The sequence below is a fragment of the Streptomyces sp. NPDC085866 genome (assembly GCF_044541035.1).
Classification (GTDB): domain Bacteria; phylum Actinomycetota; class Actinomycetes; order Streptomycetales; family Streptomycetaceae; genus Streptomyces.
Window position 1 is genome coordinate 273,206 of record NZ_JBITSQ010000009.1, and the last position, 26,419, is coordinate 299,624.

26 protein-coding genes and 1 pseudogene are annotated in these 26,419 nt (G+C 71.7%); 14 read left to right on the forward strand and 13 right to left on the reverse strand.

What is annotated here, in order from left to right:
* Positions 1-146 precede the first annotated feature (146 nt).
* A complete protein-coding gene (locus ACIF83_RS24270; protein WP_399729852.1) occupies positions 147-1,598 on the forward strand; it encodes a purine-cytosine permease family protein in 1,452 nt (483 codons plus the stop codon).
* Positions 1,599-1,623: 25 nt separating this feature from the next.
* Here the strand turns inward: ACIF83_RS24270 and ACIF83_RS24275 are convergent, their stop codons facing one another.
* Together ACIF83_RS24275 and ACIF83_RS24280 are read right to left on the reverse strand one after the other, a co-directional pair.
* Positions 1,624-1,851 carry a short-chain dehydrogenase gene (locus ACIF83_RS24275; RefSeq protein WP_393484951.1) on the reverse strand — a complete coding sequence of 76 codons (228 nt, stop codon included), beginning with the start codon at positions 1,849-1,851 and terminating at the stop codon, positions 1,624-1,626.
* Positions 1,851-2,738 carry an SDR family NAD(P)-dependent oxidoreductase gene (locus ACIF83_RS24280; protein ID WP_399729855.1) on the reverse strand — a complete coding sequence of 296 codons (888 nt, stop codon included), beginning with the start codon at positions 2,736-2,738 and terminating at the stop codon, positions 1,851-1,853. The genes ACIF83_RS24275 and ACIF83_RS24280 overlap by 1 nt, the downstream gene beginning before the upstream one ends.
* Positions 2,739-2,809: 71 nt before the next feature.
* On the opposite strand from ACIF83_RS24280, the gene ACIF83_RS24285 reads away from it, so the two are divergent.
* Positions 2,810-3,751 (forward strand): LysR family transcriptional regulator, encoded by a 942-nt coding sequence (locus tag ACIF83_RS24285; RefSeq protein ID WP_399729858.1) that lies wholly within the window; start codon positions 2,810-2,812, stop codon positions 3,749-3,751.
* A gap of 18 nt (positions 3,752-3,769) precedes the next feature.
* Here ACIF83_RS24285 and ACIF83_RS24290 read toward each other — a convergent pair whose 3' ends face one another.
* Positions 3,770-5,074, reverse strand: a complete 1,305-nt coding sequence (locus ACIF83_RS24290) for an MFS transporter (protein WP_399729861.1) — start codon at positions 5,072-5,074, stop codon at positions 3,770-3,772.
* 57 nt (positions 5,075-5,131) lie between these two features.
* On the opposite strand from ACIF83_RS24290, the gene ACIF83_RS24295 reads away from it, so the two are divergent.
* Entirely contained in the window at positions 5,132-6,115 is a 984-nt protein-coding gene (locus ACIF83_RS24295) for an ArsR family transcriptional regulator (protein ID WP_398140475.1), read from the forward strand.
* A gap of 228 nt (positions 6,116-6,343) precedes the next feature.
* Here the strand turns inward: ACIF83_RS24295 and ACIF83_RS24300 are convergent, their stop codons facing one another.
* Positions 6,344-7,324, reverse strand: a complete 981-nt coding sequence (locus tag ACIF83_RS24300) for an Lrp/AsnC family transcriptional regulator (protein WP_399729864.1) — start codon at positions 7,322-7,324, stop codon at positions 6,344-6,346.
* 99 nt (positions 7,325-7,423) lie between these two features.
* On the opposite strand from ACIF83_RS24300, the gene ACIF83_RS24305 reads away from it, so the two are divergent.
* Entirely contained in the window at positions 7,424-8,248 is an 825-nt protein-coding gene (locus tag ACIF83_RS24305; RefSeq protein ID WP_399729867.1) for an inositol monophosphatase family protein, read from the forward strand.
* 6 nt (positions 8,249-8,254) lie between these two features.
* Here ACIF83_RS24305 and ACIF83_RS24310 read toward each other — a convergent pair whose 3' ends face one another.
* The gene (locus ACIF83_RS24310; protein ID WP_393484943.1) at positions 8,255-9,106 is read right to left on the reverse strand and encodes a helix-turn-helix transcriptional regulator; all 852 of its coding nucleotides are present in this window, start codon (positions 9,104-9,106) and stop codon (positions 8,255-8,257) included.
* Between the two features lie 87 nt (positions 9,107-9,193).
* Here ACIF83_RS24310 and ACIF83_RS24315 point away from each other — a divergent pair, with 87 nt between their 5' ends.
* The 4 genes from ACIF83_RS24315 to ACIF83_RS24330 all read left to right on the forward strand — a co-directional run bounded on the left by ACIF83_RS24315 (position 9,194) and on the right by ACIF83_RS24330 (position 12,413).
* On the forward strand, positions 9,194-9,979 hold the full coding sequence (locus ACIF83_RS24315) for an SDR family NAD(P)-dependent oxidoreductase (protein ID WP_393479613.1): 786 nt from the start codon (positions 9,194-9,196) through the stop codon (positions 9,977-9,979).
* Between the two features lie 171 nt (positions 9,980-10,150).
* Positions 10,151-11,788 carry a sigma-70 family RNA polymerase sigma factor gene (locus tag ACIF83_RS24320; RefSeq protein WP_393479616.1) on the forward strand — a complete coding sequence of 546 codons (1,638 nt, stop codon included), beginning with the start codon at positions 10,151-10,153 and terminating at the stop codon, positions 11,786-11,788.
* A gap of 160 nt (positions 11,789-11,948) precedes the next feature.
* Entirely contained in the window at positions 11,949-12,236 is a 288-nt protein-coding gene (locus ACIF83_RS24325) for a DUF1905 domain-containing protein (protein ID WP_386579901.1), read from the forward strand.
* 27 nt (positions 12,237-12,263) lie between these two features.
* The gene (locus ACIF83_RS24330; protein WP_393479619.1) at positions 12,264-12,413 is read left to right on the forward strand and encodes a MarR family transcriptional regulator; all 150 of its coding nucleotides are present in this window, start codon (positions 12,264-12,266) and stop codon (positions 12,411-12,413) included.
* A gap of 30 nt (positions 12,414-12,443) precedes the next feature.
* Here the strand turns inward: ACIF83_RS24330 and ACIF83_RS24335 are convergent, their stop codons facing one another.
* Together ACIF83_RS24335 and ACIF83_RS24340 are read right to left on the reverse strand one after the other, a co-directional pair.
* Positions 12,444-12,599, reverse strand: coding sequence for a DUF6131 family protein (locus tag ACIF83_RS24335; protein ID WP_393479622.1), 156 nt, complete (start codon positions 12,597-12,599; stop codon positions 12,444-12,446).
* Positions 12,600-12,731: 132 nt separating this feature from the next.
* Entirely contained in the window at positions 12,732-13,913 is a 1,182-nt protein-coding gene (locus ACIF83_RS24340) for a PucR family transcriptional regulator (protein ID WP_393479625.1), read from the reverse strand.
* A gap of 148 nt (positions 13,914-14,061) precedes the next feature.
* On the opposite strand from ACIF83_RS24340, the gene ACIF83_RS24345 reads away from it, so the two are divergent.
* The gene (locus ACIF83_RS24345) at positions 14,062-15,555 is read left to right on the forward strand and encodes a long-chain fatty acid--CoA ligase (RefSeq protein ID WP_398140479.1); all 1,494 of its coding nucleotides are present in this window, start codon (positions 14,062-14,064) and stop codon (positions 15,553-15,555) included.
* A gap of 63 nt (positions 15,556-15,618) precedes the next feature.
* Here ACIF83_RS24345 and ACIF83_RS24350 read toward each other — a convergent pair whose 3' ends face one another.
* The 3 genes from ACIF83_RS24350 to ACIF83_RS24360 form a co-directional block, all read right to left on the reverse strand.
* The gene (locus ACIF83_RS24350) at positions 15,619-16,566 is read right to left on the reverse strand and encodes a RimK family alpha-L-glutamate ligase (protein WP_393479630.1); all 948 of its coding nucleotides are present in this window, start codon (positions 16,564-16,566) and stop codon (positions 15,619-15,621) included.
* Between the two features lie 162 nt (positions 16,567-16,728).
* Positions 16,729-17,463, reverse strand: coding sequence for an aquaporin (locus ACIF83_RS24355; protein WP_399729876.1), 735 nt, complete (start codon positions 17,461-17,463; stop codon positions 16,729-16,731).
* Between the two features lie 22 nt (positions 17,464-17,485).
* Positions 17,486-18,532, reverse strand: a complete 1,047-nt coding sequence (locus ACIF83_RS24360; protein ID WP_399729879.1) for a hypothetical protein — start codon at positions 18,530-18,532, stop codon at positions 17,486-17,488.
* Between the two features lie 125 nt (positions 18,533-18,657).
* Between ACIF83_RS24360 and ACIF83_RS24365 the strand changes: the two genes are divergently transcribed.
* Positions 18,658-19,290, forward strand: a complete 633-nt coding sequence (locus ACIF83_RS24365) for a DUF1345 domain-containing protein (protein ID WP_393479638.1) — start codon at positions 18,658-18,660, stop codon at positions 19,288-19,290.
* A 69-nt stretch (positions 19,291-19,359) separates the two neighbouring features.
* Entirely contained in the window at positions 19,360-20,292 is a 933-nt protein-coding gene (locus ACIF83_RS24370; protein ID WP_399729882.1) for a Dyp-type peroxidase, read from the forward strand.
* Between the two features lie 20 nt (positions 20,293-20,312).
* Here ACIF83_RS24370 and ACIF83_RS24375 read toward each other — a convergent pair whose 3' ends face one another.
* The gene (locus ACIF83_RS24375; protein ID WP_399729884.1) at positions 20,313-20,783 is read right to left on the reverse strand and encodes a GreA/GreB family elongation factor; all 471 of its coding nucleotides are present in this window, start codon (positions 20,781-20,783) and stop codon (positions 20,313-20,315) included.
* Positions 20,784-20,936: 153 nt separating this feature from the next.
* On the opposite strand from ACIF83_RS24375, the pseudogene ACIF83_RS24380 reads away from it, so the two are divergent.
* Positions 20,937-22,303 (forward strand): annotated as a pseudogene (locus ACIF83_RS24380) (molybdopterin-dependent oxidoreductase); the annotation flags it as partial.
* Here ACIF83_RS24380 and ACIF83_RS24385 read toward each other — a convergent pair.
* Positions 22,298-23,089 carry an SDR family NAD(P)-dependent oxidoreductase gene (locus tag ACIF83_RS24385; RefSeq protein WP_393479646.1) on the reverse strand — a complete coding sequence of 264 codons (792 nt, stop codon included), beginning with the start codon at positions 23,087-23,089 and terminating at the stop codon, positions 22,298-22,300. The pseudogene ACIF83_RS24380 and the gene ACIF83_RS24385 overlap by 6 nt on opposite strands.
* Before the next feature lie 87 nt (positions 23,090-23,176).
* On the opposite strand from ACIF83_RS24385, the gene ACIF83_RS24390 reads away from it, so the two are divergent.
* Positions 23,177-23,755 (forward strand): TetR/AcrR family transcriptional regulator, encoded by a 579-nt coding sequence (locus ACIF83_RS24390; RefSeq protein WP_393479648.1) that lies wholly within the window; start codon positions 23,177-23,179, stop codon positions 23,753-23,755.
* On the opposite strand, the gene ACIF83_RS24395 is transcribed toward ACIF83_RS24390, so the two are convergent.
* On the reverse strand, positions 23,749-24,471 hold the full coding sequence (locus ACIF83_RS24395; protein WP_393479651.1) for an FAD binding domain-containing protein: 723 nt from the start codon (positions 24,469-24,471) through the stop codon (positions 23,749-23,751). The two genes, ACIF83_RS24390 and ACIF83_RS24395, sit on opposite strands and share 7 nt — an antisense overlap.
* 210 nt (positions 24,472-24,681) lie before the next feature.
* Between ACIF83_RS24395 and ACIF83_RS24400 the strand changes: the two genes are divergently transcribed.
* Positions 24,682-26,397, forward strand: coding sequence for a protein kinase (locus tag ACIF83_RS24400; protein ID WP_399729888.1), 1,716 nt, complete (start codon positions 24,682-24,684; stop codon positions 26,395-26,397).
* Positions 26,398-26,419: the final 22 nt, after the last annotated feature.

The following is a 26,419-nucleotide window of genomic DNA, read 5'->3' on the forward strand; positions in this document are numbered from 1 at the left end:
AGGGCGGAATTGTGAGTAGAGCAACAACGGGCACGCGCGGACCGAACGCGACCGCTGCTCACACTGCGTGAAGACCGGAACGGCTTGCCCTCCTCACCCACGGGGAAGAAAGTGACCAGAGAGGCACACCGGGCCCGGGAGGCGTCATGAGCACATCAGCTGAGCCGAGAGTGTCGGGCCTGGAGATCCGGTCGATCGACTACATCCCCCTGGACGAGCGGCACGGCAAGCTGTGGCACCTGGGCCCCCTGTGGTTCATGTCCAACGCCCAGATCGCCACCCTCGCGGTGGGACTGATCAGTATCACCGAGGGCGGCAACCTCATCTGGTCGCTGCTGGCCATCGTCGCCGGTACCTTGATCGGCACCTTCTTCATGGCCTTCCACTCCGCCCAGGGCCCCCAGCTGGGCCTGCCCCAGATGATCCAGTCGCGGCCCCAGTTCGGCTACGTCGGCGCCCTCCTGGTGTGGCTCTTCGCCTACGTCCAGTACGCGGGATTCAACGTCTTCAACAGCATCCTCGCCGCCGACGCCCTGCACACCACGGTGCACGGCGGCGTCAAGCTGTGGGTGGTCGTGGTCACCGTGGTCGCGCTCGTCATCGCGCTCGTGGGCTACGACGTCATCCACAAGGCCGAGCGCTTCCTGACCTACACCTTCCTCCTCATCTTCGGGATCTTCACCGTCGGCGTCCTGGTCACCCTGCACTACCCGGCCGGCTCCTTCGACCTCGGCGCCTTCAAGTGGACGCCGTTCCTGGCCCAGTTCGGCGTGGTCGCCGGCTACCAGATCAGCTGGGCGATCTACGTCTCGGACTACTCGCGCTACCTCCCGCCGGACGTGACGGTCCCCAAGACCTTCTACTGGACGTACTTCGGCTCCGCCCTCGGCGGTATCTGGCTGATGGTGCTCGGATCGCTGCTGGCCGCCTGGGCCGGCAAGGACTTCGAGACGATCGCCTCGATCAACGCCGCCGGCGACAAGGTGTTCAGCGGATTCGGCGCGATCGTGTTGCTCTTCTCCGCCCTGGGCCTGGTGTCCGTCACCGCGCTGAACATGTACGGCGGTTCACTGACCCTCATCAGCGCCATCGACTCGTTCAAGCGGGTGCAGCCGACGCTCGGCGTGCGTCTGCTGACCCTGGGCCTGACCGCGGCGCTCTCCCTGGTCGGCGCGCTCGCCGCGACCTCCAACTTCCTCGCGAACTTCAACAACTTCCTGCTGCTGGTGCTCTACCTGTTCATCCCGTGGACCGCGGTGAACCTCATGGACTACTACGTCGTACGCCGCGGGCACTACGCCGTCGCCGAGATCTTCAACCCGAACGGCATCTACGGGCGGTGGGGCTGGCACGGCATCATCGCGTACCTGGTCGGCTTCGCCGTCATGATCCCGTTCTTCTCCGTCGGCACCCTGTACGTCGGCCCCGCCGCCGAAGCGCTCGGCGGAGCCGACATCTCCCTGTTCATCGGCCTGCCGGTCTCCGCAGTGCTGTACTGGTGGCTGACCCGCTCGATCGACGTGGAGGCCGAGACACGGGTGGCGGAGGCGGAGGCTGCGGCACTGGAACGGGCGGCACACGAGCACCGCGAACCGTGACGCACGGACACCGGCGCGCACTGTGTCAGGCGGTGCGGGCCGACAGCTCCTCCGACAGGGCGCACAGGCGACGTGCGTGGTCCGGGTCGACGGCGTAGCGGGCGACACCGTGCCGCGTGTCCGTACGGCTGCCGGTGAGGTCGACCCCCTCGGCGGCCTTTGCGGCCGTGCCGGAGAAGCCGAACGGAGTAGTGCTGGCTCTCGTGAGTGAACTCCCTGCTGTGTGACGAGGCGTGCGAAGCGGCGCCGCCATCACGGCTTGAGCATCCGGTCCTGCTCCACCAGGGGCGTGCCGTCGTGCCAGGGCAAGGGCTTGCCGAAGCGGATCAGCTCGCCGTGGAGCACCGGATCGACGCCCTCGGCGAACACCAGGTCGAGCACGGCCCGGGCAGCGTCGGCGGGGGACTGGGCCTGGCTGAAGTCGCTGAACCACGGGCGGGAGGTGGCCGTGTCGACCATGCCGGGGCAGACGGAGGCGATCAGGGTGCCGGCGGCGAGGTCGTGTGCGCGGCGTTCGGCCGCGACCGCCCGGACGGCGGCGACCTGAGCCACCTTGGACGGCACGTTGAGCCAGCGCGGCCAGCCCATCTCCTCCGCGGTCCTGCTGTGGACCGCGCTGCGCCAGGACTCGACGGCGTACTCGATCTGGTCGAGGTTCGCGCCGTCGAAAAGGTGGTGCAGCCGCGGATCGAGGTGGCCGAGGGTGCCCAGGCTGCTGGCCACGACGAGCAGCCTCCCACCCGGGCGCAGGACGGGACCGAGGGAACGCAGGATCGCGTGCGTGGCGGTGTTGGAGACGTCGATGAACTCGTCGGCGCGCTCGGACTGCGACTCGTCGGGCAGCACCCGGGCGACCGCGTTGGAGATCACCACGTCGACGCCGCCGTACTGCTGGTGGAGTTCGTCGGCCAGACGGTCGATGGCGTCGGCGTCGGTGACGTCCAGGACCCGGCCCTGGACCTGACTGCGGGTGGTGGGCAGCTGGGCCACCTCGGCGGCGGCCTCGGAGACGCGCCGCGGGTTGCGGCCGGTGAGCAGGACCAGGTCCTCGGAGCCCATTTCGGCCGCCAGCCCCTCGACGAGCGCGCGGCCGAGACCCTGGTTGGCGCCCGTGACGAGGGCGATTCGCGAAGTCTTCATGCAGGCCACGCTAGAAAGGCGTGCGTCATGAGTCCAACGAAAGTTCGGCACGGCTAGTATGCGTAAACGTCATGGACTTCACGGATGTGTCGCTCACTGCACTGCGCGTCTTTCGTGCGGTGGCCGAGCAGGGAACCTTCACCGCGGCCGCCGCGTCGCTGGGCTACACCCAGTCGGCGGTGTCCCGGCAGATCGCCGCGATCGAACGGGCGGCGGGCGCCGAACTGCTGGAACGCAGACGGGACGGCGTGCGGCTGACCGCGGCGGGCCGGGTCGTCATGCGCCGGGCGACGGTCGTGCTCGACGAGATCGACACGGCCGCGCGCGAACTGTCCGGCCTTCCCGGGCAGGCCGGGACGGTCCGGCTCGGCTGGTTCCCCAGCGCCGGAGCGGTGCTGGTGCCCAGGGCCCTGACCGCGCTGCGCCGCACGGACCCCGGCCTGAACGTGGTCGGCCGGGAAGGTGGCACCCCGGCCCTGGTCCGTGCCCTGCGCGCCGGCAGCCTGGACCTGGCGGTGCTGGCGTCGGCGCCGCCGTTCCGGCCGCCGGACGCCGAGTCACCCCCGCTGGTGCTGCGAACGCTCACCGAGCGCGCCCTGCGCCTCGCGGTGCCCGCCACCCACCCGCTCGCCCGTGGCGACTTCGTCGACGTGGCCGACCTGCGTGGTCAGCGCTGGATCGCCGGGTCCTCCTCCGGAGAGGACGGGGTGATGGGGGTGTGGCCGGGCCTGGACGAGCGGCCCGACATCGGCCACACCGCCCGCGACTGGCTGGCCAAGCTCCACCTGGTCGCCGCCGGCTGCGGACTGACCACCGTGCCGGCTTCACTGGCCCCCGCCGCACCGGCGGGCGTACGCATCCTGCCGGTCCGCGGCGGCCCCCAGGAGCAGCGCCGCCTGCTCCTGGCCCGCCTGCCGCACCCGCCGGCCGAAGCGGTCACCCGCGTGGCAACAGCCCTCCGCAGCGCGGCCCTTGACCTCGACACGCCAGAGGGGACACAGCCGTCCCGCTGACCGTGCGGAGGTGCGGCGTCAGGCCGGTTCGCCCCGCCAGGCGCCGTCCCGCTGGGCCCAGCGCACTGCGGGGGCCACCGCGAGCCCGGCCACGGCGAACACCACGCCGAGCACTGCCCAACCGAGCGTGCCGTGGGCGATCGCGGTGACCGTGACCAGGGCCGGTCCCGCCATCATCCCCGCCGACATCCCGGAGCCGAACACGCCCTGGTACACGCCGTGCGCCCGGGCGTCGGCGAGTGCGTACCCGAGGGTCCAGCCACCGGCCGCCGACAGCACCTCCGCGAAGACCTGGACCACCGCACCGGCGGTCAGCGACAGCACGGCCCACACGGGGGAGAGGCCCGCGGACAGGGCGTACACCGCGCAGGACACCGCCAGCAGCAGCCCCGCCCAGCCCATCGCCCGTACCGCGCTGGGCACCTGGGAGGCACGGCGGGCGGCCCGCACCTGCAGGAGCGCCACCAGCACACAGTTGACGATCATCAGCAGGGCCGCCGTCCAGCGCGGCGCCTCGGTCCGTTCCACGATCCACAGCGGCAACCCGACCTCGGCGAGCGTGTACTGCACGACCAGCACCGCGTTGAGCACGGTCACCGCCAGGAACGGCACGTCACGCACTGCCCGCCAGCGGTCGACGGCCGGCGCGTCGGCGTTCAGTGCCGCCCGCTCGCGCACGTGGGACGCCAGCGGCATCCGCGGCACCAGCAGCGCGGGGCCCGCGAAGGTCAGCGCGTTCACCAGGATCACCGTCAGATACGCGCCCCGCGTGTCCAGTTGGAGAGCGACTGCGCCGAGCGCGCCGCCCAGGCCCATCGCGACGTTCGTCACCATCCGCAGATACGCCCGTGCCTCCACCCGCGTGGCCGCAGGCAGTACGTCGGCGTAGAGCGCGCCCTGCACCCCGCGGCTCGCCATCTGCAACGCCGTCGCGCAGATCACCGTCACGAGGAACCCGGCGTAGGAGTGGACCAGCGTGTACGCGGCCGTGGCGATGCCGGTGCCGCCCCAGAGCAGGGCCCCCATCCGCCGGGCGCCCCACCGGTCGGCGGCTCGCCCGGCGGGCACCCCGGCGGCGACACCCACCAGACCCGCGACCGTCATCCCGACACCGACCGCGGTCGCGTCCAGTCCTACGATGCGCGTGAAGTACAGGATGCCGAGCGGGAAGTACAGCCCGTTGCCGAGGGAGTTGACGGCGGTCAGCACGGTGGCGAGGCGCAGGACCGGGTCGGCCGGGAGCAGCCCGCCGGCACGGGTCGCGCGACTCGCCTCGGGACTGTCGTGCCGGTCAGGGGCGGGTGAGACAGGTGTCGTGGTCATGCCCGACAGCCAACCCCGTGTTCACCGGCGTCCGACAATGATTTAGCGTGGCGCTCAATGATCGAGTTCCGCTTCGCCGTCGGCGACCTCGCCACCACCTCCTTCGCCTACTCTCCGCTGCAGGAGGCGGTGTTCTCGCTGCGCTGCCTGCACGACCCGGCCCGCTACCCGCACCACCGGCCCTGGCTGCGCCGCATCCGCCCGCGCCTGGAGACCCTCGACCACGAAATGCTCACCGTCCTGATCGCCCCCTGGCTGTGGGTGCCCGACTTCCTCACCCCGCGCCCGGCCCGCGCCCGCCCCGCGTTCGCCGACGAACTCGACGAGGTCCGCCGGACCCCGCCGGACGTGGTCACCGCCGACTTCCGCGCCACGTACCGCACCGACGACGCGCTTCCGCCGGTCGTCGCGCGGGGTCTGGCCGACCCCGCGGCCTTCCTCGCCCGGCTCACCGACGCCGTCGACGCCTACTGGCACACCTGCCTCCACGACAGCTGGTGGCCGCGCGTGCAGAGCATCCTGGAGGCCGATCTCGCGCATCAGGCAAGGGCCTTGGCGGAGCAGGGAGCGGCGGCACTCTTCGCCGGACTCGACTCGCGGCTCGTGTGGACCGGCGACCAGCTACGGCTGACCCGCACGCGCGACACGGCCCCCTGGCCGCCGGCCGACATCCGCATCGCCGGGCGCGGCCTGGTTCTGATGCCGACGGTCTTCGCCCGCGGTGCCCAGACGGTGATCGACCCCTCGCGCCCGCCGGTGCTGATCTATCCGGCCCGCGGCCGCGCCACCCTCTCCGAGGCACCGCCACCGGTCACCGACCGCGCCCTGATACGACTCCTCGGCCGTCCCCGCGCCCGCCTGCTGAGCCTGCTCGCCGAACCAGCCTCCACGACCGAACTCGCCCACCGCCTGAACGTCACCCCCGGCGCGGTCAGCCAGCACCTGGCCGTCCTCTACGACGCGGGGCTGCTCAGCCGGACCCGCAGCGGCCGTACGGTGCGGTACGCGCGCACGGCCCTGGGCGACGAGCTGTGCCGTTAGAGAGCGTCACCGCATTGGCGCCGGTCGTTGCAGGACAGCTCGTCGTGCGACCGGTCAGGGGGAAGGGCGGCCCGGCGCCTCGCCGAGATCGAGCTCCGTCTCTCCTCGATCACGCCACGCACGACCGGCTCGCCCGCGACGACGGTCCGGAGCGTGACACTCTGGTGGAACGTGACGCCGTGACGGGGCAGCGTGCCCTCGGCGAGGGCCGCGATCGGAGAGACACAACTAGGCCCGGGACGTGTGACGTCGGGACGCCGGCCGCCCCGGCCGCTTGACCGCCTGGCCGACGATCACCGTCTCCGCGCTCTCGACCCCCGACCCGCCCAGATCCTCGGTGATGAACCGGTACAGGTGGGCCAGATCCCGTACCCAGACGGCCACATGCAGGTTGTGCGCGCCGGTGGTGGCGAAGGCGCCGTGCACCGCGGGGTGCCCGGCCAGGGCCCGTCCGACCGCGTCGAGGCGGCCGGGTGGGACGCGGGCCATGACGTTGGCGTCGATGCTGAGTCCCAGCCGCTTGGGGTCGGTCACGACATGGGTCCGCAGCCGCCCGGTCCGCGTGAGCCGGGCGATGCGGCGCCGCACGGTGGACTCCGGGTGCCCGGTGCGGGCCGCGACGGCCGCCGCAGGTGTCCGGGCGTCCTCCTCCAGCGCGCCCAGGATGTCGCGGTCGACCTCGTCCGGCGCGCCCGGTGGGGTCGCCGTCCGGACCGGGGTCAGCGCGCCGCGCTCGGCATCGCTGAGCACGGCGTGCCGCCAGTCGGAAGCCTCGGCGAAGACGTGCAGGATCGTGTCGGCCGACACCGAGGTGACGGCGCGGCTGGCGGGCAGTTCCCGGAACACCAGGTGGTCCCGGCTGCCGGGCCGGGTCCAGGAGACGGCGAGAATCTCGTCGCCCGAGGTCGACAGGTCGATGAACGGGATGTCCGGACGGGCCGCCAGGGCGGCCGTGAGCGCGTCGATCCGGCCGCCGAGGACACGGATCCGCAGCAACAGCGCCCCGACGGCGTCCGGGCGCACCGGCAGCGCCACCACCCGGCACACCCCGTCGGCCATCAGCGCCTGCCAGCGGCGGTGCACCGTACGCGGACTCAGCCCCAGCACCGCACCGGCCCGCTCCGCGGTCAGGCGCCCGTCGCACTGCAGTGCCGCGATCAGCCGTTGGTCACGCTCGTCGAGCACCACGTCCGCCGATTCCATGCTCATGATCGGCAGTATCGCTCACATCGGCGGCCCGGAGAGTCGGGAACGGGCGTCGGCGTCCGAGGATCGTGAACACCGACCGATCCCCGGACAGGAGCCGACATGACACGCTCGGAAGACCAGGAACTGCTCGCTCCCATGGCCGCAGCCGCGCACGAGGTCGGTGAGCTGCTGCTCGCCACCCCGCGTCCGGCACCGGCCACCTCGCTCGCCCGACTCGCCGAGGTGTACGACGGGTTGGAGGCGCCTGCCGTGGCCCTGATGCGGCGCCACCTCGACGGCCTGCGGCCGGGGGTGGACTGGGCGCCGGAGCTCGACGGCCTCGCCGTGCTGCCAGCACACGGGGAGGTGTGGGTCGTGGACGTGATCGACGGGGCCGTGCAGTTCCTGCAGGACCTGCCGCACTTCTGTGTGAGCCTGGCGCTGGTGCGTGACGGCGAGCCGGTGGCGGCCGGCCTGCATGCGCCGTTGCTGGGGGAGACCTACCTCGCCTCGCGCGGTGGCGGCGCCACGCGCGACGGCCGGCCGATCGCGCCGTCGGCGAAGACCGACCCGGCGGCTGCGCTCGTGGCCACCAGTCAACCTCCGTTCATCGAGCGGCACCCCGGGGCGGCCGAGGAGGCGGGCCGGTCCCTCGCCGCCGTACTGCCACGCGTGGGCGCCGTACGCAATCTGGGCCCCACCGGCTGGCAGATCGCCGACACCGCCGCCGGACGCCTCGACGCCTTCTGGCAGTTCGGCCGCGACCACGCCAACCTGCTGCCGGGCGCCCTGATCGCGCGGGAGGCGGGCGCCGTCGTCACGGACACCGCGGGCCGCCCGTGGACGTCCTGCTCGGACAGCTTCCTCGTCGCGGCACCCGCACTGCACGACCGGCTGCTGCGGGCCCTGTCGGACCGTGCCGACGCCCGCGACGCCAGGGCCTGACCCCGCTCAGCGGAACGCGTCCATGCGCTGGGTGCCGATGACCGACAGCAGCCGCAGCGCCTCCTCGGAGGGTGAGCCGGGGGCGGCGGTGTAGATGACGACCTGCTGGTCCCGGTCGGTGATGTGGAGGACGTCGCAGTCGACGGTCACCGGGCCGACCACCGGGTGCTGGAACGTCTTGCTCAGGGTGGGCTCGGCCGACACGTCATGGGAGGCCCACAGCCGGGAGAACTCCTCGCTGCCGGCGAGCAGTTCTCCGATCAGGCCGGTCAGCTCGGGATCGTCGGGGTAGCGGGCGGCGGCTGCGCGCAGGCGCTGGGCCGAGGCACGGGCGAACGCGTCCGCGTCGGACACCCCGTACAACCGCCGACCATGGGGGCTCGGCCCGAGGAAGGCCCGGCGGACGAGGTTGCGCTCGCGTGGGGGCAGGGCGGAGAAGTCCTCCATGAGCGCGGCCGCCAGATGGTTCCAGGCGAGCACCTCGAAGGTCGCCGACGTCACGATCGCGGCGGCCTGCGGCAGCCGGTGCAGCAGGTCGAGGATGCTCTGCCGCACCTCTCGCGGCGGCCCGGGCGGCGGGCCCGGCGGCGCGCCGGCCAGGTGGTGGAGGTGGACGCGCTCCGCGTCCGACAGACGCAGCGCCCGGGCCAGCCCGGCCAGCACCTCGCGGGAGGGCCGCGGGCCGCGCGCCTGCTCCAGCCGCGTGTAGTACTCGGTCGAGATGAACGCCAGCTGCGCCACCTCCTCGCGGCGCAGCCCCGGGGTGCGGCGGCGCGGCCCGGTGGGCAGCCCCACCTCGGCGGGGGCGATCCGCTCACGCCTGCTGCGCAGGAAGGCCGCCAGTTCTCGTCTGTCCACGTCCCCAGTGTGCGCAGGGTCGGGGGAGCCGATCCAGGTACCGCCGGTGCCTGGATCGGCTCCCCCGACCGACGCAGGCTCGCTGCCATGAACAACACATCCACCACCACTCCCTTGGGCCTGCTGGCCGGCAAGGTCGCCTTCATCACCGGTGCCGGGCGCGGTATCGGCGCCGCCGCGGCCCGCCTGTTCGCCCGGGAGGGCGCCGAGGTGATGCTCGCGGCCCGGACGGAGGCACAGCTCGAGGCGGTGACCGAGGAAGTCCGGGCGGCGGGCGGCAGCGCGGACTACGTGCTGTGCGATCTGGCCGACGCGGCCGGGGTGCGCGCGGCCGTGGACCGCGTCGTGGACCGGTACGGCCGCCTCGACATCGCCTTCAACAACGGCGCGACCATCCAGCGGCCCGGCCCCATGGACCAGCTCCCGGAGGCCGACTTCGACCACGTCTGCACCGTGAACCTGAAAAGTGTCTGGGTGGCCATGGCCGCCGAGGTCGCCGCGATCCGGGCCACCGCCGGAACCGGGGCCATCGTCAACAACTCGTCCATCGGCAGCCTGCGAGGCAACCCCGAACTGCCCGTCTACGGCGCGATGAAGCGGGCCGTCAACAGCCTCACCGAGTCGGCCGCCGTCACGTACGGCCCGGAGGGCATCCGTGTCAACGCGATCGCCCCCGGCGGCACGCTGACCGAGATGATCCGCACCTGGGAGGCCGAATCGCCCGGAGTCCTCGACCGCATCAGGGCACAGACCCCGCTGCGCCGCGCCGCGCACCCCGACGAGATCGCCCAGGCCGCCGCCTGGCTCCTCAGCGACCGCTCCTCCTTCGTGACCGGCACGGTCCTTCGCGTCGACGGCGGGGCGCGGGCCTGAGCGGAACCATCGCGTCCGCACCGTGTGTGATCTCCCCCATTGCGGCCGAAGGGCCGATGCGGCCAACCTCTCGTCGAACGAATCTCCGAAGAACTGTTATCGGGGGCTCACCGGGCGGTCTCCCAGGTATCGGACAGCACCGTTCGGCATTCGAGGACAGGGAAGCGATTGATGAGTACAGAGCACACGGTGGCGTCGGCGGCACTGGTGACCGCTGCCCGGGCGGGTGACGCGGCGGCCCAGGACGCCCTGGTCAGCGCCTACCTCCCGTTGGTGTACAACATCGTGGGGCGTGCTTTGAACGGCTCGGTCGACGTCGACGACGTGGTGCAGGAGACCATGCTCCGCGCCCTCGACGCGCTGGGCGGTCTGCGTACTCCCGAGAGCTTCCGCTCCTGGCTCGTGGCCATCGCGATGAACCAGGTCCGGGCGCACTGGCAGGACCGGCAGTTCGCTCCGGGCGCCGTCGAGGAAGCCGAGGAACTCGCCGACCCGGGCGCGGACTTCGTGGATCTGACGATGGTCCAGTTGCAGTTGTCCGGCCAGCGCCAGGAGACCGCGCGCGCCACCCGCTGGCTGGAGCCGGACGACCGGGGACTGCTGTCGCTGTGGTGGCTGGAGTGCGCCGGTGAGCTGACCCGCGGCGAGGTCGCGGCGGCCCTGGAGCTGTCGCCCCAGCACACCGCGGTCCGCGTGCAGCGGATGAAGGCGCAGCTGGAGGCGGCCCGCGTGGTGGTCCGGGCGCTGGACGCGCAGCCGCCGTGCACCGAGCTGCAGGGCGTACTGGCCTCCTGGGACGGCCGGCCCTCCGCACTGTGGCGCAAGCGAATAGCCAGGCATGCCCGCGGCTGCGTTCACTGCTCCGGTCTGTGGAGCGGGTTGATGCCCGCCGAGGGGCTGCTGGCCGGCCTGGGGCTGGTCTCGGTGTCGACCGCGCTGCTGGCGAAGATGGGCCCCGCCGCGGGCGAGATGGGCCTGGCCGGCTCGGCGTCCCTGCTGGACGCGTCCGCAGACCACGCCTCGGGGGGCCCGGCGACCGGCCGCCGCGCTGCACGCGGCCGCTCGGCTTCCCGGGGCGAGGTCCGTCGGCGTCGGCGCATCCGGCGCCGGGCCGTCGGCGGCGCCGTCGTGGCGGCCTGCGTCGCGGGCGGCGGCCTCTGGTACTTCGGGACGGACTCCGGGTCGGGGAACGAGAGGGCGACCGCCGCGCGGGCCGCCGGCGATCCCGTGGTGGACCTCTCCGCACCCCGCGTCGTCGAGACCTCGCAGTCGGCCTCGGCCTCCCCGTCGCCGTCCCCGTCGACCTCGAAGAAGGCGAGCAGTTCCAAGAAGACCCACCCGGCGAAGAGGACCACGCCGACTCCCCGGCAGTCCACTCGACCCCCGCAGAGCACGCCCAGTACTCCGCAGGCGCAGTCCGCCCCAGCGGGCGATGTGGCGCAGGTCGTCGCGCTGGTGAACAAGGAGCGCGCGGCGGCCGGCTGCGGACCACTCACCGAGAACGCGCAACTGGAGAAGGCCGCGCAGGCCCACTCCGACGACATGGCCGCCCGCAACTTCTTCGACCACACCAATCCGGACGGCGCCGACCCCGGTCAGCGCATCACCGCCGCGGGCTACCGCTGGTCCACGTACGGGGAGAACATCGCGAAGGGCCAGCAGACCCCGCAGTCCGTGATGGACTCCTGGATGAACAGCCCCGGCCACCGTGCCAACATCCTCAACTGCTCGTTCAAGGAGATCGGCGTGGGCGTCCACAAGGGTTCGGGCGGCCCTTGGTGGACGCAGGACTTCGGTGCCAAGCTCTGAGGCCGGGCGGACGGGGAGGGCGTCCGAGCAGGGTGCGCCGCGCCACCGGCAAGTGTCCTTCCCCACCGTCCGACCGAGGCGGGTTCAAGGAACGTCGAGGCCAGGAAGGCGCAGGTACGCTGAGCGCGACCTGCCTCCTGCGAGAAACGGGACCGACCTCATGGACCTCACCTTCGCCGGTCGCGTGATCGAATGGCGTGGGCCGTCGCCCTACTACTTCGTCGCCGTGCCGGACGAGGAGTCCGCCGACATCCGCGAGGTGGCCGCGATGGCCACCTACGGCTGGGGCGTGATTCCGGTCGAGGCCCGGATCGGCGAGGTCACCTTCACGACGTCGCTCTTTCCGAAGGACGGCTCGTACCTGCTGCCGCTCAAGAACGCCGTGCGCAAGCCACAGGGTCTTACCGAGGGTGACGACGTGACGGTCGAGATGTCGGTGCGCCTCTAGCGCCGGATGCCGCCTTTCGGAAGCCGCGTGTTCCACGGTCATGCCACCACCAAAGCGGTGGCGCAGCACATGGTCGTCGATCCCGGAGCCGTCTCCCGGCTCGTGGACCGCCTGGTCGCCAAGGACCTGATCGCCCTGGTCGACACGGAACTGTCACTCCTGGAAAACCAGGAGTGACCACGTCCGATCGGCTGGGGGCGTCGGCGTTCACCAATAGTGTCGCCGGCCCGCGAGTGCATGGCCCATCGAGCCCATGATCCACAGGACCGCGCCGACCACCACGAGAATGATGCCGATGGTCCACAGGATCGAAATGCCGGTGAGGAAGCCGACGATGAGCAGGATGATTCCGAGGACAAGCATGATGTGCCTCCTGCCGGTATCGGATGTTTCCACTCCGCGACTGCCCAGAAATTCCGGATAAACCCATATACGACTCCGGAATCTTCGAGCTGCTGAATCGGCGCCGTGACCGAATGCGTCGACCCGGCGGTTTCAGTGGCGGCCGTCCGACCGCGGAACGAGTCGCAGCGCGTGCAGGGCGGTGCCGAGGTCGACGAGGGCGGCGGGGTCGGAGAGCGAACGGCCCGTCAGCTTCTCTATCCGCCGGAGTCGATAGCGCACCGTGTTCGGGTGGATGAAGAGCCGGTTCGCCGTCTCGGCGGCGACGCCTCCCGCCGTGAACCAGTGCCCGAGCGTCTCCAGGAGCCGTGCCCGCTCGGGCGCCGGCAGCTCCAGGACCGGCCCCAGGACGACCTCTACCAGGCGCGCCGCCTCGGCAGGCGCGGCGGCGACCAGCATGGCGAGCGGACTGTCGTCGAAGCGGGCCACGCCCGGCCCGTTGCCCGGCAGCCCGGCCAGCGCCAGTCGGGCGAAGCGCAGCGCCTGCGGTGTGTCGCGCAGCGAGTCGAACCGGGGGCTGACCCCCACCCGTGCCTGACGGTGCCGCAGCGCCCTGCGGCTCACCGTCTCGGCGTCGGGATGAGCCAGCGAGAGCAGCCCGATCTGCTCGCCCGGCAGTAGTCGCCACGCCGACTGCACACCGGTCTGGCGCAGGGCCGCCTCGATGCCGGGCAGTGGCTCCCCGCCCGGATCCGGCACGGAGGCGGCCACGACCGCGTAGGGTCCCCGCTCCGGCAGACCGAGTTGCCGTGCCGTCTCCCACAGGGTCGTCCGGTCCGCGAGCGCGCCCGTGAACAGCGCCTCGACCAGCGCCGAACGGCGCGCCTCGCGCTGGAGCGCGAGTTCGGCACTGGCCTCGCGGTAGGCCGCCGCGACGGCCTCGGCGTAACGCCCGAACTGGGCCCAGATCTCCGACGAACCCGCCACCAGTTGAGCGTCCGTGACATCCGGATGCCGCTGCGCCTCGTCGACCATCTGCGACCAGAGATACCCGAACCCGATCCGATAGGCGTGCAGGGTGTCCGCGAGCGGCACTCCCTGCTCGGCCCGGAGCCGACCGGTCTGCTCCGCGGGCCGCACATCGGGTTCCGCGTCGAGCGCGAAACGCCCCAGCAACTGGTCGGCGTTGGCGGTGCACGACTCCCGCAGCGACGCGAAGGGGATCAGCGACTCGTCGGCGTAGGACTCCACCTCGGCACAGATGCGCCGCGCCATCCGCTCGCCCAGTTCCGGCAGCCGTCCCAGGAGGGCGGCACTCACGTCCGACAGACTCATCCCTGCAGCGTACGGCCCGCGCTTTGTTCCCCGGAACAATCCCCGGCCGCGTGAGCTGTTTGCCCGGCCATGGACGCTTCCGGACACGGACGCCACGATGCCGTGAGCGCCGGCGGGGACCCGGCGCGCATGCGTGCGAGGAGGCATCATGGCCAATCTGGCGGAATTCCTGGCGGAGACGGCGGGCCGGCACCCGGAGAGCGCCGCCCTGCGGCTGGGGACGGCGACCACCACCTACGCCGAGCTGGACCGGCTGAGCGCCCAGGCTGCGGCGCTGCTGCGCACCGAGGGACTGCGCCCCGGCGACCGGGTCGCGCTGATGCTGCCGAACGTGCCCGAGTTCGTCGTCCTGTACTACGGCATCCTGCGCGCCGGCGGCATCGTCGTACCGATGAACCCGCTGCTCAAGGCCCGGGAGACCGAGTACCACCTGCGCGACTCCGGGTCCGTGCTGCTCTTCGAGTGGCACCAGGCGCCCGGTGAGGGCGCCCAGGGCGCGGCCGCGGCCTCGGTGCGCCACATGTCGGTCGAACCCGCCGCCTTCGCCGCCGAGCTGGCACGGCTGGAGCCGCAGTACGAGATCGCCACCGTCGCCGGCGACGACATCGCCGTGCTGCTGTACACCTCCGGCACCACCGGGCGTCCCAAGGGCGCGGCGCTCACCCACGCGGGACTTCGCCACAACACCGAGGTCAACGTCGTCAACGTGCAGCAGATGACCCCCGACGACGTGATCGTGGGCTGTCTGCCGCTGTTCCACATCTTCGGGCAGACCTGCACGATGAACGTCGCCGTGCACGGCGGTGCCGCGCTCGTCCTCGTTCCCCGGTTCGATCCGCAGACCGTGCTCGACGCCATCGCCCGTCACCGCGCGACCGTCTTCGAGGGTGTGCCCACCATGTACGCCGCGCTGCTCCAGCACCCGGGTGCGGGCGAGGCCGACGTGTCCACCCTGCGCCTGTGCATATCGGGCGGCGCGTCCCTGCCGGTGGAGATCCTGCACGGCTTCGAGCGGCGCTTCGGCTGCATGGTGCTGGAAGGCTTCGGCATGTCCGAGACCAGCCCCGTCGTCTCCTTCAACCACCCCGACCGCCCGCGCAAGGCCGGATCCATCGGGACCCCCATCCAGGACGTCGAGGTGCGCCTGGTCGACGACGACGGCCGTGACGTGACCCCGGGCGAGGTCGGCGAACTCGCGGTGCGCGGACCGAATCTGATGAAGGGCTACTGGAACCGCCCCGAGGAGACCGCCGCCACGATCCCCGACGGCTGGCTGCGCACCGGCGACCTGGCCCGGCAGGACGAGGACGGCTACCTGTACATCGTCGACCGCAAGAAGGACCTCATCATCCGCGGCGGCTACAACGTCTACCCGCGCGAGATCGAGGAGGTCCTGCACGAGCACCCCGCGGTCGCCCTCGCGGCCGTCCTCGGCGTGCCCGACGAACGGCTCGGCGAGGAGATCGCGGCAGCGGTCGTCCTGCGCCCGGGAGCCGAGGCGAGCCCCGAGGAACTCCAGGAGTACGTGCGGGACCGGGTGGCGGCCTACAAGTATCCCCGCCGGGTGTGGCTGGTGGACGCACTGCCCATGGGCCCGAGCGGCAAGATCCTCAAGCGGGAGATCTCGGCTCCGGCGCACTGAGCGTGCCGGGTGAACCGACCGGCTCAGGGGGCTGATTCCCGAGCGAGGTGTCCGGCTCGAGAATCAGCCTGCGCAGCCGCGGGTGGACAGGCGATCGGCGATGCAGGCTGCGATGGCGGGGGTGATCGCGGTCATCTCCGGGCGCCAGCCCGGTACGGCGTTCACCTCACAGACGGTGTAGGTGTCCTCGGAGGTGAACAGCAGGTCCACCCCGGCGATGTCCAGACCCAGGGCGCGGACCGCGCGCACCGCCAGCTTTTCCGCCTGCGGATAGCGGCCCGCGCACAGTGTGGCGGAGCCGCCCTTGGCGATGTTGGACACGAGGGTGCCGTTGCGGGAGGTGTGCAGTACGGCGCCCACCGGTTCGCCGTCGACCACGACCACGCGCAGGGAACGGCCGTGCGAGTGGGCCACATGCTCCTGGAACAGAAACGGCGCCTCCTGGGTGAGACTGCCGGCCACCTCGCGAAGCAGGTGCGGGTCGGGAGCGAGGAAGACCTGCCCACCCTTGGCGCCGTTGACGGACTTCACCACGCACGGCGTCCTCAGCCGGGGGCTGCGCACGACGCCTTCGAGCGGAGCCGTGGCGTAGGAGACGGTGTCGGGCACCGGTAGCCCGGCCAGGGCGAGCTCCTGCAACTGCCACACCTTGTTACGGCACTTGAGCTGGGCGGCGACCGTGTTGACGAGGGTGCTGCCCATGCGCTCGAGGTGCCGTAGCAAGGTCACCTCGCGGTCGCTGTGCATGGGACCGGCGACCTGGCGTACGCACACCACCTCGGGAGCGGGCAGGTCCGCGCCGCCGAGGGTACGCAGCACCAACCGCCCGCCCTGGATGCCGAAGAGCAGCTCGTCGGTGTGCCAGACCGCGAAGCGAGGGCCGTGGTCATCGGCCAGCGCTGCCGCCAGTTCGTGAGTGGACCGGCGCAGCACAGCCGGCCGCTGCCGCACCAGCAACCACACATCGGCAGGTACCGGAACCGCCGGCAGAGCACGGTGCTGTACGACCACTGCGACTCCTCACCTCTTCGCCACCCACGCCTGCGGGCCGTCGACGCGGTCAGTCTCGCAGTTCCGTGATCGTGGTGTCACGGACGGTGGAACACGGCAGGCGGAACGCATCTCTGACGTCATGTCAGGCGCCGTGCCTCCTCGCCGGCGGACCAGGCGGCATCACAGAGAGGCGGGCTCTGCCCGTCCGGCCGGGGCGACGGCGTCGTCTCCCGTGTGCGTGGATCGCCCGAACAGCGCCGTCGCGGCGCCCGTTCCGAGTCCTGCCCCGAGCAGTTGGGCCGCGACGAACGGGACCACGGAGGTGGGGGCGATCCCGGCGGCCGTGTCGGTGACGACGCGGCCGATGGTCATCGCCGGGTTGGCGAAGGCGGTCGAGGAGGTGAACCAGTACGCGGAGCCGATGTAGGCGGCCGCCGCGGCCGGTACCAGCCGGGCGCGGCCGGTGCGCTGCAGACCGAGGACGAGCAGGATCAGCCCGGCGGTGGCGACGACCTCGCTCAACCAGAGGTGTCCGGCGGACCGCTCGTGGGTCGAGAGCCTCACCAGTGGCCTCGCGAACATGGCGTCGCCCAGGATCGCGCCGCCGATCGCTCCGGCCACCTGTGCCGGTATGTACGCGGCGACCTCCCGCAGGGTCGGTCCGGTGCTCCGGCGGCGGCCGACGTACCAGGCGGACAGCGTGACGGCCGGGTTGAGGTGCCCGCCGGACACCGGCCCCAGCAGCGTGATGAGCACGCCCAGGCCGAAGACGGCGGCCAGCGAACAGGCCAGCAACCGCACACCGGCGTCCTGCGACAGCCGGGTGGCCTGGATCCCGGAACCGACGGCCACGACCACGAGCAGCCCGGTCCCGACGGCCTCGGCGGCGATGCGGCGGGCGAGGGAACGGGTCATGCGGTGCACGGTGCCTGAGGGGTCATGGGACGCAGTCTGGGTGTGCGCCCGAGCCCGGGGACAGTGGAGGAAAATCCCATCTTGCCCGGCATTTCTCGTCGGTTGCACGGTGCTCGGCGACGCGGTCGGCGGCAGCGCCCCAGCGGTGGTGATGGAGCCGGTCGGGCAGAACGTAGGCGCGTTTCTCCGCGGCCGCGAGTTCGGCGGGGTCGATCCCGGCCGGCCACGGCTCACACCGGGCGGAGCCGACCAGCAGGGTCCAGGACAGGTCGCTCAGGTGCAGGTAGACCGCGTCGGTGCCGGATCCGGCACTCCGGGTCCGGGCCGGCGGCGGAGAGCCGAGGGACTGGTACGCGTGCAGGACGGCGACAGTGGCCCCGCGCCGGGTCTGCCGCGGTACGTCCCCCGATGCGGACGCCTCCAGCACCTCGGCGAGCCGGCGCGGGGCCATGGCCACAGCCAGGCGCTGCGGCCGTTCGGGATGCACGATCCGGCCGGAGGCCGCCAACAGCCACGCGAGCCCGGCTTCGGCCGCCGCCAGTGCCGTGTAGGGGAGCACGTCGGCCCACGTGGGGGAGGCGTTGGCCGCCACCGCGAACGAGAACAGGAGCAGCACCGCGCCGAGCCCGCCGAGCCGGGTGGCGTCGCAGACGTACTTGGCTGCGCCCGCGACCAGGGCCGTCGCCACCGCCACCACGGCCGCACCGGTCGCCGACTCCCCGGGGTGGGCCCTCACCGCGAGCGCCGACCCGCAACCCACGCACGCCGTCATGGCCACGGCCACCACCGCGAGGACCCGGGCGCGCCGCGCGTAGGGCAGATCGCGGCCGAACGTGGTGGTGAAGGACCCCAGCATGGCGTAGACCGCGAGATCGGGCCGACCCGCCGCCACGATCGGCACGGCGACCAGGCCCATGGCCAGGGCGGCCCGTACGGCGAACAGGAGCGCTCCGTCCACCGCGTGCACGGTCAGCGCGCCGCGTGGGGAGAGCGCACGCCCCGCGCCGGCGACCGAGCTCCGCCGGCCGTGCCCGCGCACGGGAAGGGAGAACCGGTGCAAACCCGGCATGCTCGGTGTCTACCCCGTGCTCCGGCCGGGTGTGCGGTCGGTATGCGGACCGGACCGCCCGCGCCTGCCGGAGGCGGCGCGCTCCGGCGGGCCGGCCGGCGAGGACGGAACTACCCTGGTGGCGCATGAGCAGCTGGTTGCCGCTGGACGCCGTGCCCCGGCTGGCCGGTTCGGTGGCGCTCGGATCCGTGGTCGGCGCGGTCGTCGGGCTGTCGGCCAGGGCGCTGCTGGGTGCGCTGGCCGGAATCGCCGCGACGGAGCTGGCCTTCGTGGTGGCGGGCTGGGTGGTGCTGTGGCCCATGGACGCCACGGCCACCCACCGCAACGCCCGACGCGAGGACGTCCGGCCCCTCGGCGAGGAACTCGCGGTCGTGGCCGTCGCTTCGTGCGGACTGGTCGCGATCGTGCTGCTGCTCCTGCTCGGCGCCTCCGACACCGGCCATGTCGGCGCCGCGCTCGCGCTGTTCGGGGTGTTCATGGCCTGGTCCGCACTGCATCTGATGTACGCCACCCGCTACGCCTACGTCTACTGCACCGGCGGAGGCGGGATCGACTTCAACTCCGACCAGCGGCCCGCGTACCGCGACTTCTTCTACTTCAGCTACAACCTCGGCATGACCTATCAGGTGTCCGACACCTCCGTCTCGAGTACGGCCATCCGCGCGATCGTGCTTCGGCACACGCTCCTGTCGTACGTCTTCGGCACCAGCATTCTCGCCACCGCCATCAACCTCGTCGCGGGACTCGTCACCGGCTGACGTCCTCGCGCGGATTCGCGCCGGACGCAGCAGGATGGACCAGGGACCATCTCAGGAGGAGGCCGGTTCGTGCCCGAGTCGCAGGCAGTGATCGTCGAACCGGCCAGAGCCACCGTCTTCCTCGTGGTCACGATCGTGCCGGGCCACGAGGAGACGGTCCGCGAGCTGCTGCAGGACGTCTCGGGCCTGCGCCGCTCGGTCGCCTTCCGCGCACCCGACGACCGGCTCACCTGTGTCGTCGGCATCGGTTCGGAGGCCTGGGACCGGCTCTTCGGCGGACCGCGCCCACGCGAACTGCACCGGTTCGTGGAACTGCGCGGCACCCGCCACCGTGCCCCGGCCACCCCTGGAGACCTCCTCCTCCATGTGCGCGCCCGCCGCATGGACCTGTGTTTCGAACTGGCCCGGCTGGTCCTGGAGCGGCTGACCGGCGCGGTCACGGTGGTGGACGAGGTCCAGGCCTTCAAGTACTTCGACGAGCGCGACCTGCTCGGGTTCGTGGACGGAAGCGAGAACGCCGAAGGGCAGGTCGCGGCCGACGAGGTGTTCGTCGGTGACGAGGACCCCGACTTCACCGGGGGCAGCTATGTGATCGTGCAGAAGTACCTGCACGACATGGCGGCGTGGAACGACCTGTCCTCGGACGAACAGGAGAAGGTCATCGGGCGGACGAAGCTCGCCAACGTCGAGCTCCCCGACGACATCAAGCCCGCCGACTCCCACGTGGCGCTCAACACCATCACCGACGAGCATGGCGACGAGCGCAGAATCATGCGCGAGAACATGCCGTTCGGCAACCTCGCCGAGGGCGAGTTCGGCACGTACTTCATCGGCTACGCGCGTACACCGGACGTCACCGAACAGATGCTGAGGCACATGTTCCTCGGTGACGGCCGAGCCGCGCACGACCGCATCCTCGACTACTCCACCGCGATGACCGGGTGCCTGTTCCACGTACCGACCGTCACTTTCCTCGACGACCCGCCCCCCGCTCCCGGCTGAGCCCCGAACCCGGATCCGGATCAGCCCGGTGTCCCGCCGAGGGACACCACCACCGCGGTCAGCTGTCCCTCGGGCGCGCGGTAGCTCACCGAGTCTCCGGCCCGGTGGCCGAGGAGCGCGTGCCCGAGCGGACTGTCGGCCGTGATCAGGGAGGAGTCCAGCACGTCCGCCACCGCGCCGATCTGGAAGGTGTCCTGCGTGCCGTCCTCGAAGCGCACGGTGACCGTGCTGCCGACCCCGACGACATCGGCGGAGGGCCGGCTCGCGTCGGCCACCTGCCGTAGTCGCGTGGTGATCTCGGAGATACGGGCGTCCAGGCGTTGCACCTCGTCGGCGCGCTGCAACTCGTCCGCTCCGTCGGCGAGGTCGCCCACAGTGTCACTGTCCCGCAGCGTCGCCGCGACCGAGTCGCGTTCGCCGCGGACTTCGGCGAGTTCCTTTTCGAGCGCCTGACGGGCGGCTTCGCCGATCGGCTCGGGTTCGCTGGTCATGCGTGCTCCTCGGGTGTGAGTGAGGGATGAAATGGGAGAAAATGTGAATTTTCGGCCATGTTAGTCGAGGTGCTGCGGATGATCCCCCGGCATAGCCTGGGCAAGAGCGACGACCGCCGGCCTCCGTGTGCCGAAGGGGTGAGAGCCGTGGCCATCTCCGGGCACGACCAGAAGCGCCGGGAGCCCCGGGTGGGCCCCGTCCCCAAGGAGGAGCCGGAGTTCCACCCGTACCGTCACCCTGCCGCCGGCTGGGGCGCCGCCAAGAGAGTGAGCCAGGTGCTGGTGCACGAGGGCGCCCTGGCGGACGGGCCACGGGCGACCTGGAGGACCAGGGACGGCTGACCGAGCCGATGGTCTACGACCCCGAGTCGGACCACTACGTCCCGATCCGCCGGCGCGACGCCTTCGAGCTGGTCGGTCGCACCCTGCGCGTGCTGGACGACCCCGACCAGGCGTCGTTCTACACCTCCGGCCGCCTCGGCAACGAGGCCACCTTCCTCTACCAGCTGATGGCCCGCGAACTGGGCACGAACAACCTGCCCGACCGCTCCAACATGCGCCACGAGGCCAGCGGCCGCGCGCTACAGGCGTCCCTGGGCACCGGCAAGGGGACCGTCGACCTCAAGGACTGGGAGACCACCGACGCCACCGCTGGTCGAGGCGGCCGCCACGCGCACCATCGTGCCGCACGACTTCACGGACATGGCCCTCTTCAAGACGACCCGGACCAGCACCCTGAACCTGCAGCCGCGCGTCGGCGGCGACATGGCGCTGCTGCGCGGCATGGTTACCGGGACCTGTGTGAGGCGACCCCCTGGGCGGAGATCGAGCGCCAGTCCGATCTCAGCCGCGACGACATCCTCAGGGCCGCGCGCGTGTACCGCGACGCCGACCGCTCCATCTTCAGCTGGTGCCTCGGCGTCAGCCAGCACGAGCACGGCGTCGACACGGTCCGCGAGATCGTCAACCTCCTTCTGCTGCACGGCAATCTGGGCCGCGAGGGCGCCGGTCCGTCACCGGTGCGCGGACACAGCAACGTCCAGGGCAACCGGACCTGTGGCATCGACCACCGGCCCACCGAGGAGTTCCTGGACCGCCCGGCCGGGATCTGCGGGATCGACCCGTCCCGCGAGCACGGCCTGGACACGCTCGGCACCATCCGGGCCATGCACTGCGGTGACGTGAAGGTGTTCGTCGGCATGGGCGGCAACTTCGCCCTCGCCGCGCCCGACACCCCGTACACGCCCGCGCCGCCCTCCCGGACAGCGACACCCCCTGGGAGTGGTACGTAGAGGACTACCCGCATCCGCGACACCATGGCCCAGGTGCTCGACGGGTTCGAGGACTGCAACCGGCGGGTGCGCCCTGCCGCTCGGCTTCCGCATCAAGCAGCCCGCCCGCGAACTGGTCTTCCTCACCCCTTCGGGACGCGCCGAGTTCTCCGCCGTCCCGCTGTCAAGAACCTGCGCACGCTTGTCTTCATGAACGAGGGCGACATGCGGGAACGCGGCATCTCAGCGGCTCGACTTCTGGGACGCCACGATCGTGTCGACGGTCTGCTCGGCCCCGGCCAGCCGCTGCACCCGCTCCGCGAAGCCCGGGAACTGCGAGGCGATCTTGGTGAGGAACTTCAACTCGAGCGGTGCCACGTTGACTTCGGCGACATCGCGCTCGATGGCCCGGGTCACGCCCTTGACGACCTGCTCCGGCGCGACGGTCCGCACCCCGCCGGGCGTCGGCGAGCCCGTGTTCGCGAACATCCCCAGCTCGCGTACGAAGCCCGGCTGGACGATCGAGACACCGACGCCCGTGCCGTGCAGATCCTGGCGGAAGGCCAGCGAGAAGCCGCGGAGCCCGAACTTCGTCGCGTTGTACATGGACGACGACTTGGTGGCCGCCATTCCCGAAAGCGACCCGACGAAGCAGATGTGCCCGCGTCCGGCGGTCACCATGGCAGGGGCGAGCAGCCGCGCGAGCATCGCCGGCGCGCGCAGGTTCACCGCGAGCGCCCGGTCGATCTGCTCCGGCGTGTAGTCGAGCACGTCACCGCTGGAGGGCAGGGCGGCGTTGGCGATGAGGATGTCGGTACCGGCGGCCTCCTCGGCGAGGCGCACCACATCGTCGGCGTCGCCGAGATCGGCCAGGATCGTGCGCGCGCCGTAGCGTTCGGCGAGGGGCTCCAGCGCCTCGCGCCGTCGGCCGGTGAGTATCAGGTCCGCGCCGCGAGCGGACATCTCCGCGGCGATCGCGCCGCCGATGCCGCCCGTGACCCCGGTCAGCAGAACAGTTGCCCCAGCAATGTGCACGACTACCTCCCGTACTGTTCGTTCGAACGAACAATAGAGAGGGTGCGGGGGACTGTCCACCCGAGCGCGGATGGAAGAATGCAGGGCATGCCGAACGACGCTCCCTCCGCCACGACGCGCCAGCGCATCATCACAGCCGTCCTGCAGATCATCGGCGAGGGCGGGGTCGCGGCGGTCACCAACCGGCGGATCGCCAAGGAAGCCGGAGTGTCGCTCGGCTCGGTCACGTACCACTTCGAGACCCAGCACGATCTGCTGCGGGAGAGCCTGCTGCACTTCGTGCGCGAGGAGGCCCGGTACTTCACCGAGCTGGCCGACCAGTGCCAGACCGAGGGCATCGCCGTCGAGGACGCGGCGTCCCTGGCCGGGCAGGTCGCGTGCGGCACGGCGCTGGACAGCGCCCATCTGGCGCCGTTCGAGCTGTACATCCAGGCCGGGCGCGACGAGCGACTGCGGGAGGCGGCGGCGGAGGCGTTCCGCGCCTACGACCGGCTCGCCACCCAGATCCTCACCGCTCTGGGTGTGCCGGACGCGGAACGCCTTGCGGCCACCACGGTCGCCGTGGTGATGGGCTTGCAACTGCGGCGTCTGGCCACCGGCAGCCCCGCCGAGGACCTGGTCGACGCCCTCCTGCTGCTCGCACGAGGCTGTCCGCCCGCTCAGTGACCGGCGGCGGGCCGCAGCAGCTCCGTGGCCTGTTCGGCGATGATGTCCCATGCGGTGGACGGGAGATCACCCAGCGCCGTCCACCGCAGCGCGCCTGTCGCCTCCTCGCTGCCGTTGTCGCCCGTGGCGCTGCCGCTGGCCACGTCGTATCCGTCGCGCACGGCGACACGGAGGAGCTTGTGCCCGCCGGCATCGGTGTGCAGTGCCATGGCGACGACGAGCGGCGGCGCTCCGCCCGCTTCGGCCGGCAGTTTGCGGTAGGCCGTGGCGACCGGCTCACGCCAGCGGATGCTCAGCAGCAGCGGACGCTTGGCCGTCGCCTCGGCCAGGTCGATCTCCTGCACACCCTCGGGTCCCAGCACCGACGCCCGCGCGTCCAGGACGAGCGCCGCCGGCAACAGGCAGCGCAGGGTACTGCCCACGAGGTTGCCGCCGACCGTCGCCGTCCGGCGTACGGCGCCGGTCCCCACCGAGGCGGCGGCCAGGCGTATGACGTCCGGGACCCGGTCGTCGATCCGGTTCAGCACCACGGCGGCGCCCAGCGTCTCGCGCCCGATGACGTTGGCCTCCGGGAGGCTGCGCAGCGACATGGCCAGTTCGGGGAACCCGTCCCGCTGCCAGTCGGCCCACAGCAGCGTCGCCCCGCCGATCGGCACGGCCCCCTCGGCCAGACACTCCCGCGCCTCGGACACGGAGCTGGGCAGTCGCAATTGCATCGCAGCCGACCTGCCTTTCTGGGTAGTTGAGCAGCGGGACCGTGAACCGGTCACCCGCCCACAGGCATGGCGCATTGTTGTCGCACGACGTGGGGCGCACACAGGGCTCACACGGGCATGCCGGGCATCGTCGAAACCCCCGCCGCACAGGCATCGGGGACGGGCCCCTGCGGCGAAGGCGGCATCCGAGCTCCCGCTAAGCTCGCGCGCATGAACGGTGAGGGCAGCGACAACAGCGGCAGACGGGTTGTCGACGGGCGGTTCGAGCTGGAAGCACGGCTCGGCGGTGGCGGTATGGGCATGGTCTGGCGCGCGACGGACCTGGTGCTGCATCGGAGCGTGGCCGTCAAGGAGGTCCGGCCGCCCGATCCCGACCTCGCCGAGTACGATCCGGAAGCCGCAGGGATGCTGCGCGAGCGGGTCCTGCGGGAAGCACGCGCGCTGGCCCGTATCGATCACCCCAATGTGGTGACCATCCATCATGTGGTCGACGGAGGTCCGGGTACCTACCCCTGGATCGTCATGGAACTCGTCACCGGCGGCTCCCTGGCCGACCGCCTGGCCCGTGGACCGATGTCCCCCCAGGAGGCGGCACGGATCGGACGTGAGGTGCTGGCCGCGCTGTGCGCCGCGCACCAGGTGGGCATCCAGCACCGTGACGTGAAACCGGCCAACGTCCTGCTGCGTCCCGACGGCCGTCCGGTGCTGACGGACTTCGGCATCGCTGCGATCCGCGAGGCGACCTCCCTCACGGCCACCGGGTCGGTCATCGGCACCCCCGACTACATGGCGCCCGAACGTGTCTCCGGCAAGGACGGCGGTCCCGCCTCGGACCTGTGGTCGCTGGCGATGATGCTCTACACGGCCGTGGAGGGCCACCACCCGCTGCGCCGCGGCACGACACTCGCCACCCTGGCAGCCGTCCTCAGCGAGGAGATCCCGCCACCGGTCAAGGCCGGTCCGCTCCAGGACGCCCTGACGCGGGTCCTCGTGCGGGACCCCGCGGCGAGGCCCGACGCCGGGCAACTCGACCGGATGCTGGCGGAGGTCGCCCGCGAGCCCGAGGCGCCCACTTCCTACCAACTGCACCCCCCGTCGGCGCCGTACGTTCCCGGGCCCGCCACGGCACCCACGGGCTTCGGCCCCGCGCCCGCGATGTCCGGGGGGTCGTACGGCGCTCCTCCGGCCCCGACGACGTCGCAGGGCCCGCAGGACGCGCGTCCGGCGTCCCCCACCGTCCCGGTACGGCCGGACCGCGGCCGGCGCTGGACGCTGGTGGGCCTGCCCGTCGCCGGAGTGGCGCTTGCCGGGGTTCTCGTCTGGGCGGGGCTCCCCGACGGAGACTCGAAGGCGTCCGATTCCACCGGGTCCGGCAACTCCGCCACCAAGTCGCCGTCGGGCGGCGGCTCGAGCGCCACGGACGTCACGCCGTCGGCGAAGGAGCCGACCGGCGGGACGGCGAGCACGAAGGGGAACATGCTGACTCCGGCCGGCATCCGCTCCGCCATCAGCGCGTTCAGGCAGCAGACCGGACGGACCCGGTTCGGGTCCTTCGTCGTGTATCCGGAATACGTCTCCGCCGACCTGATGGTGAAGGGCAGCGACATCAAGAAGGACTCGTACACCTATCGCCCCGGCCAGGGCGTCCAGAAGGGCATCATCAGTGACACGCTCAGCGGCGGGGAGAAGCCCGTCAGCCTGGACGACTTCGACTGGGACAAGGTCCCGGCCCTGCTGGCCGAAGCCGAGCGGAAACTGAAGGTCGATCACGTCACGACCCGCTACCTGACGGTGATCCTTCCTGGCAACGCCTTCGGCGACCCTGCCGGAATGTCCGTCTACCTCACCAACGCCTATGGCCAGACCGGCTACCTCCAGGCGAACACCCAGGGCAAGGTCACCAAGATGATGCCCAACGACGGCTGACGCGCCATGTGAGGCAGGTCAC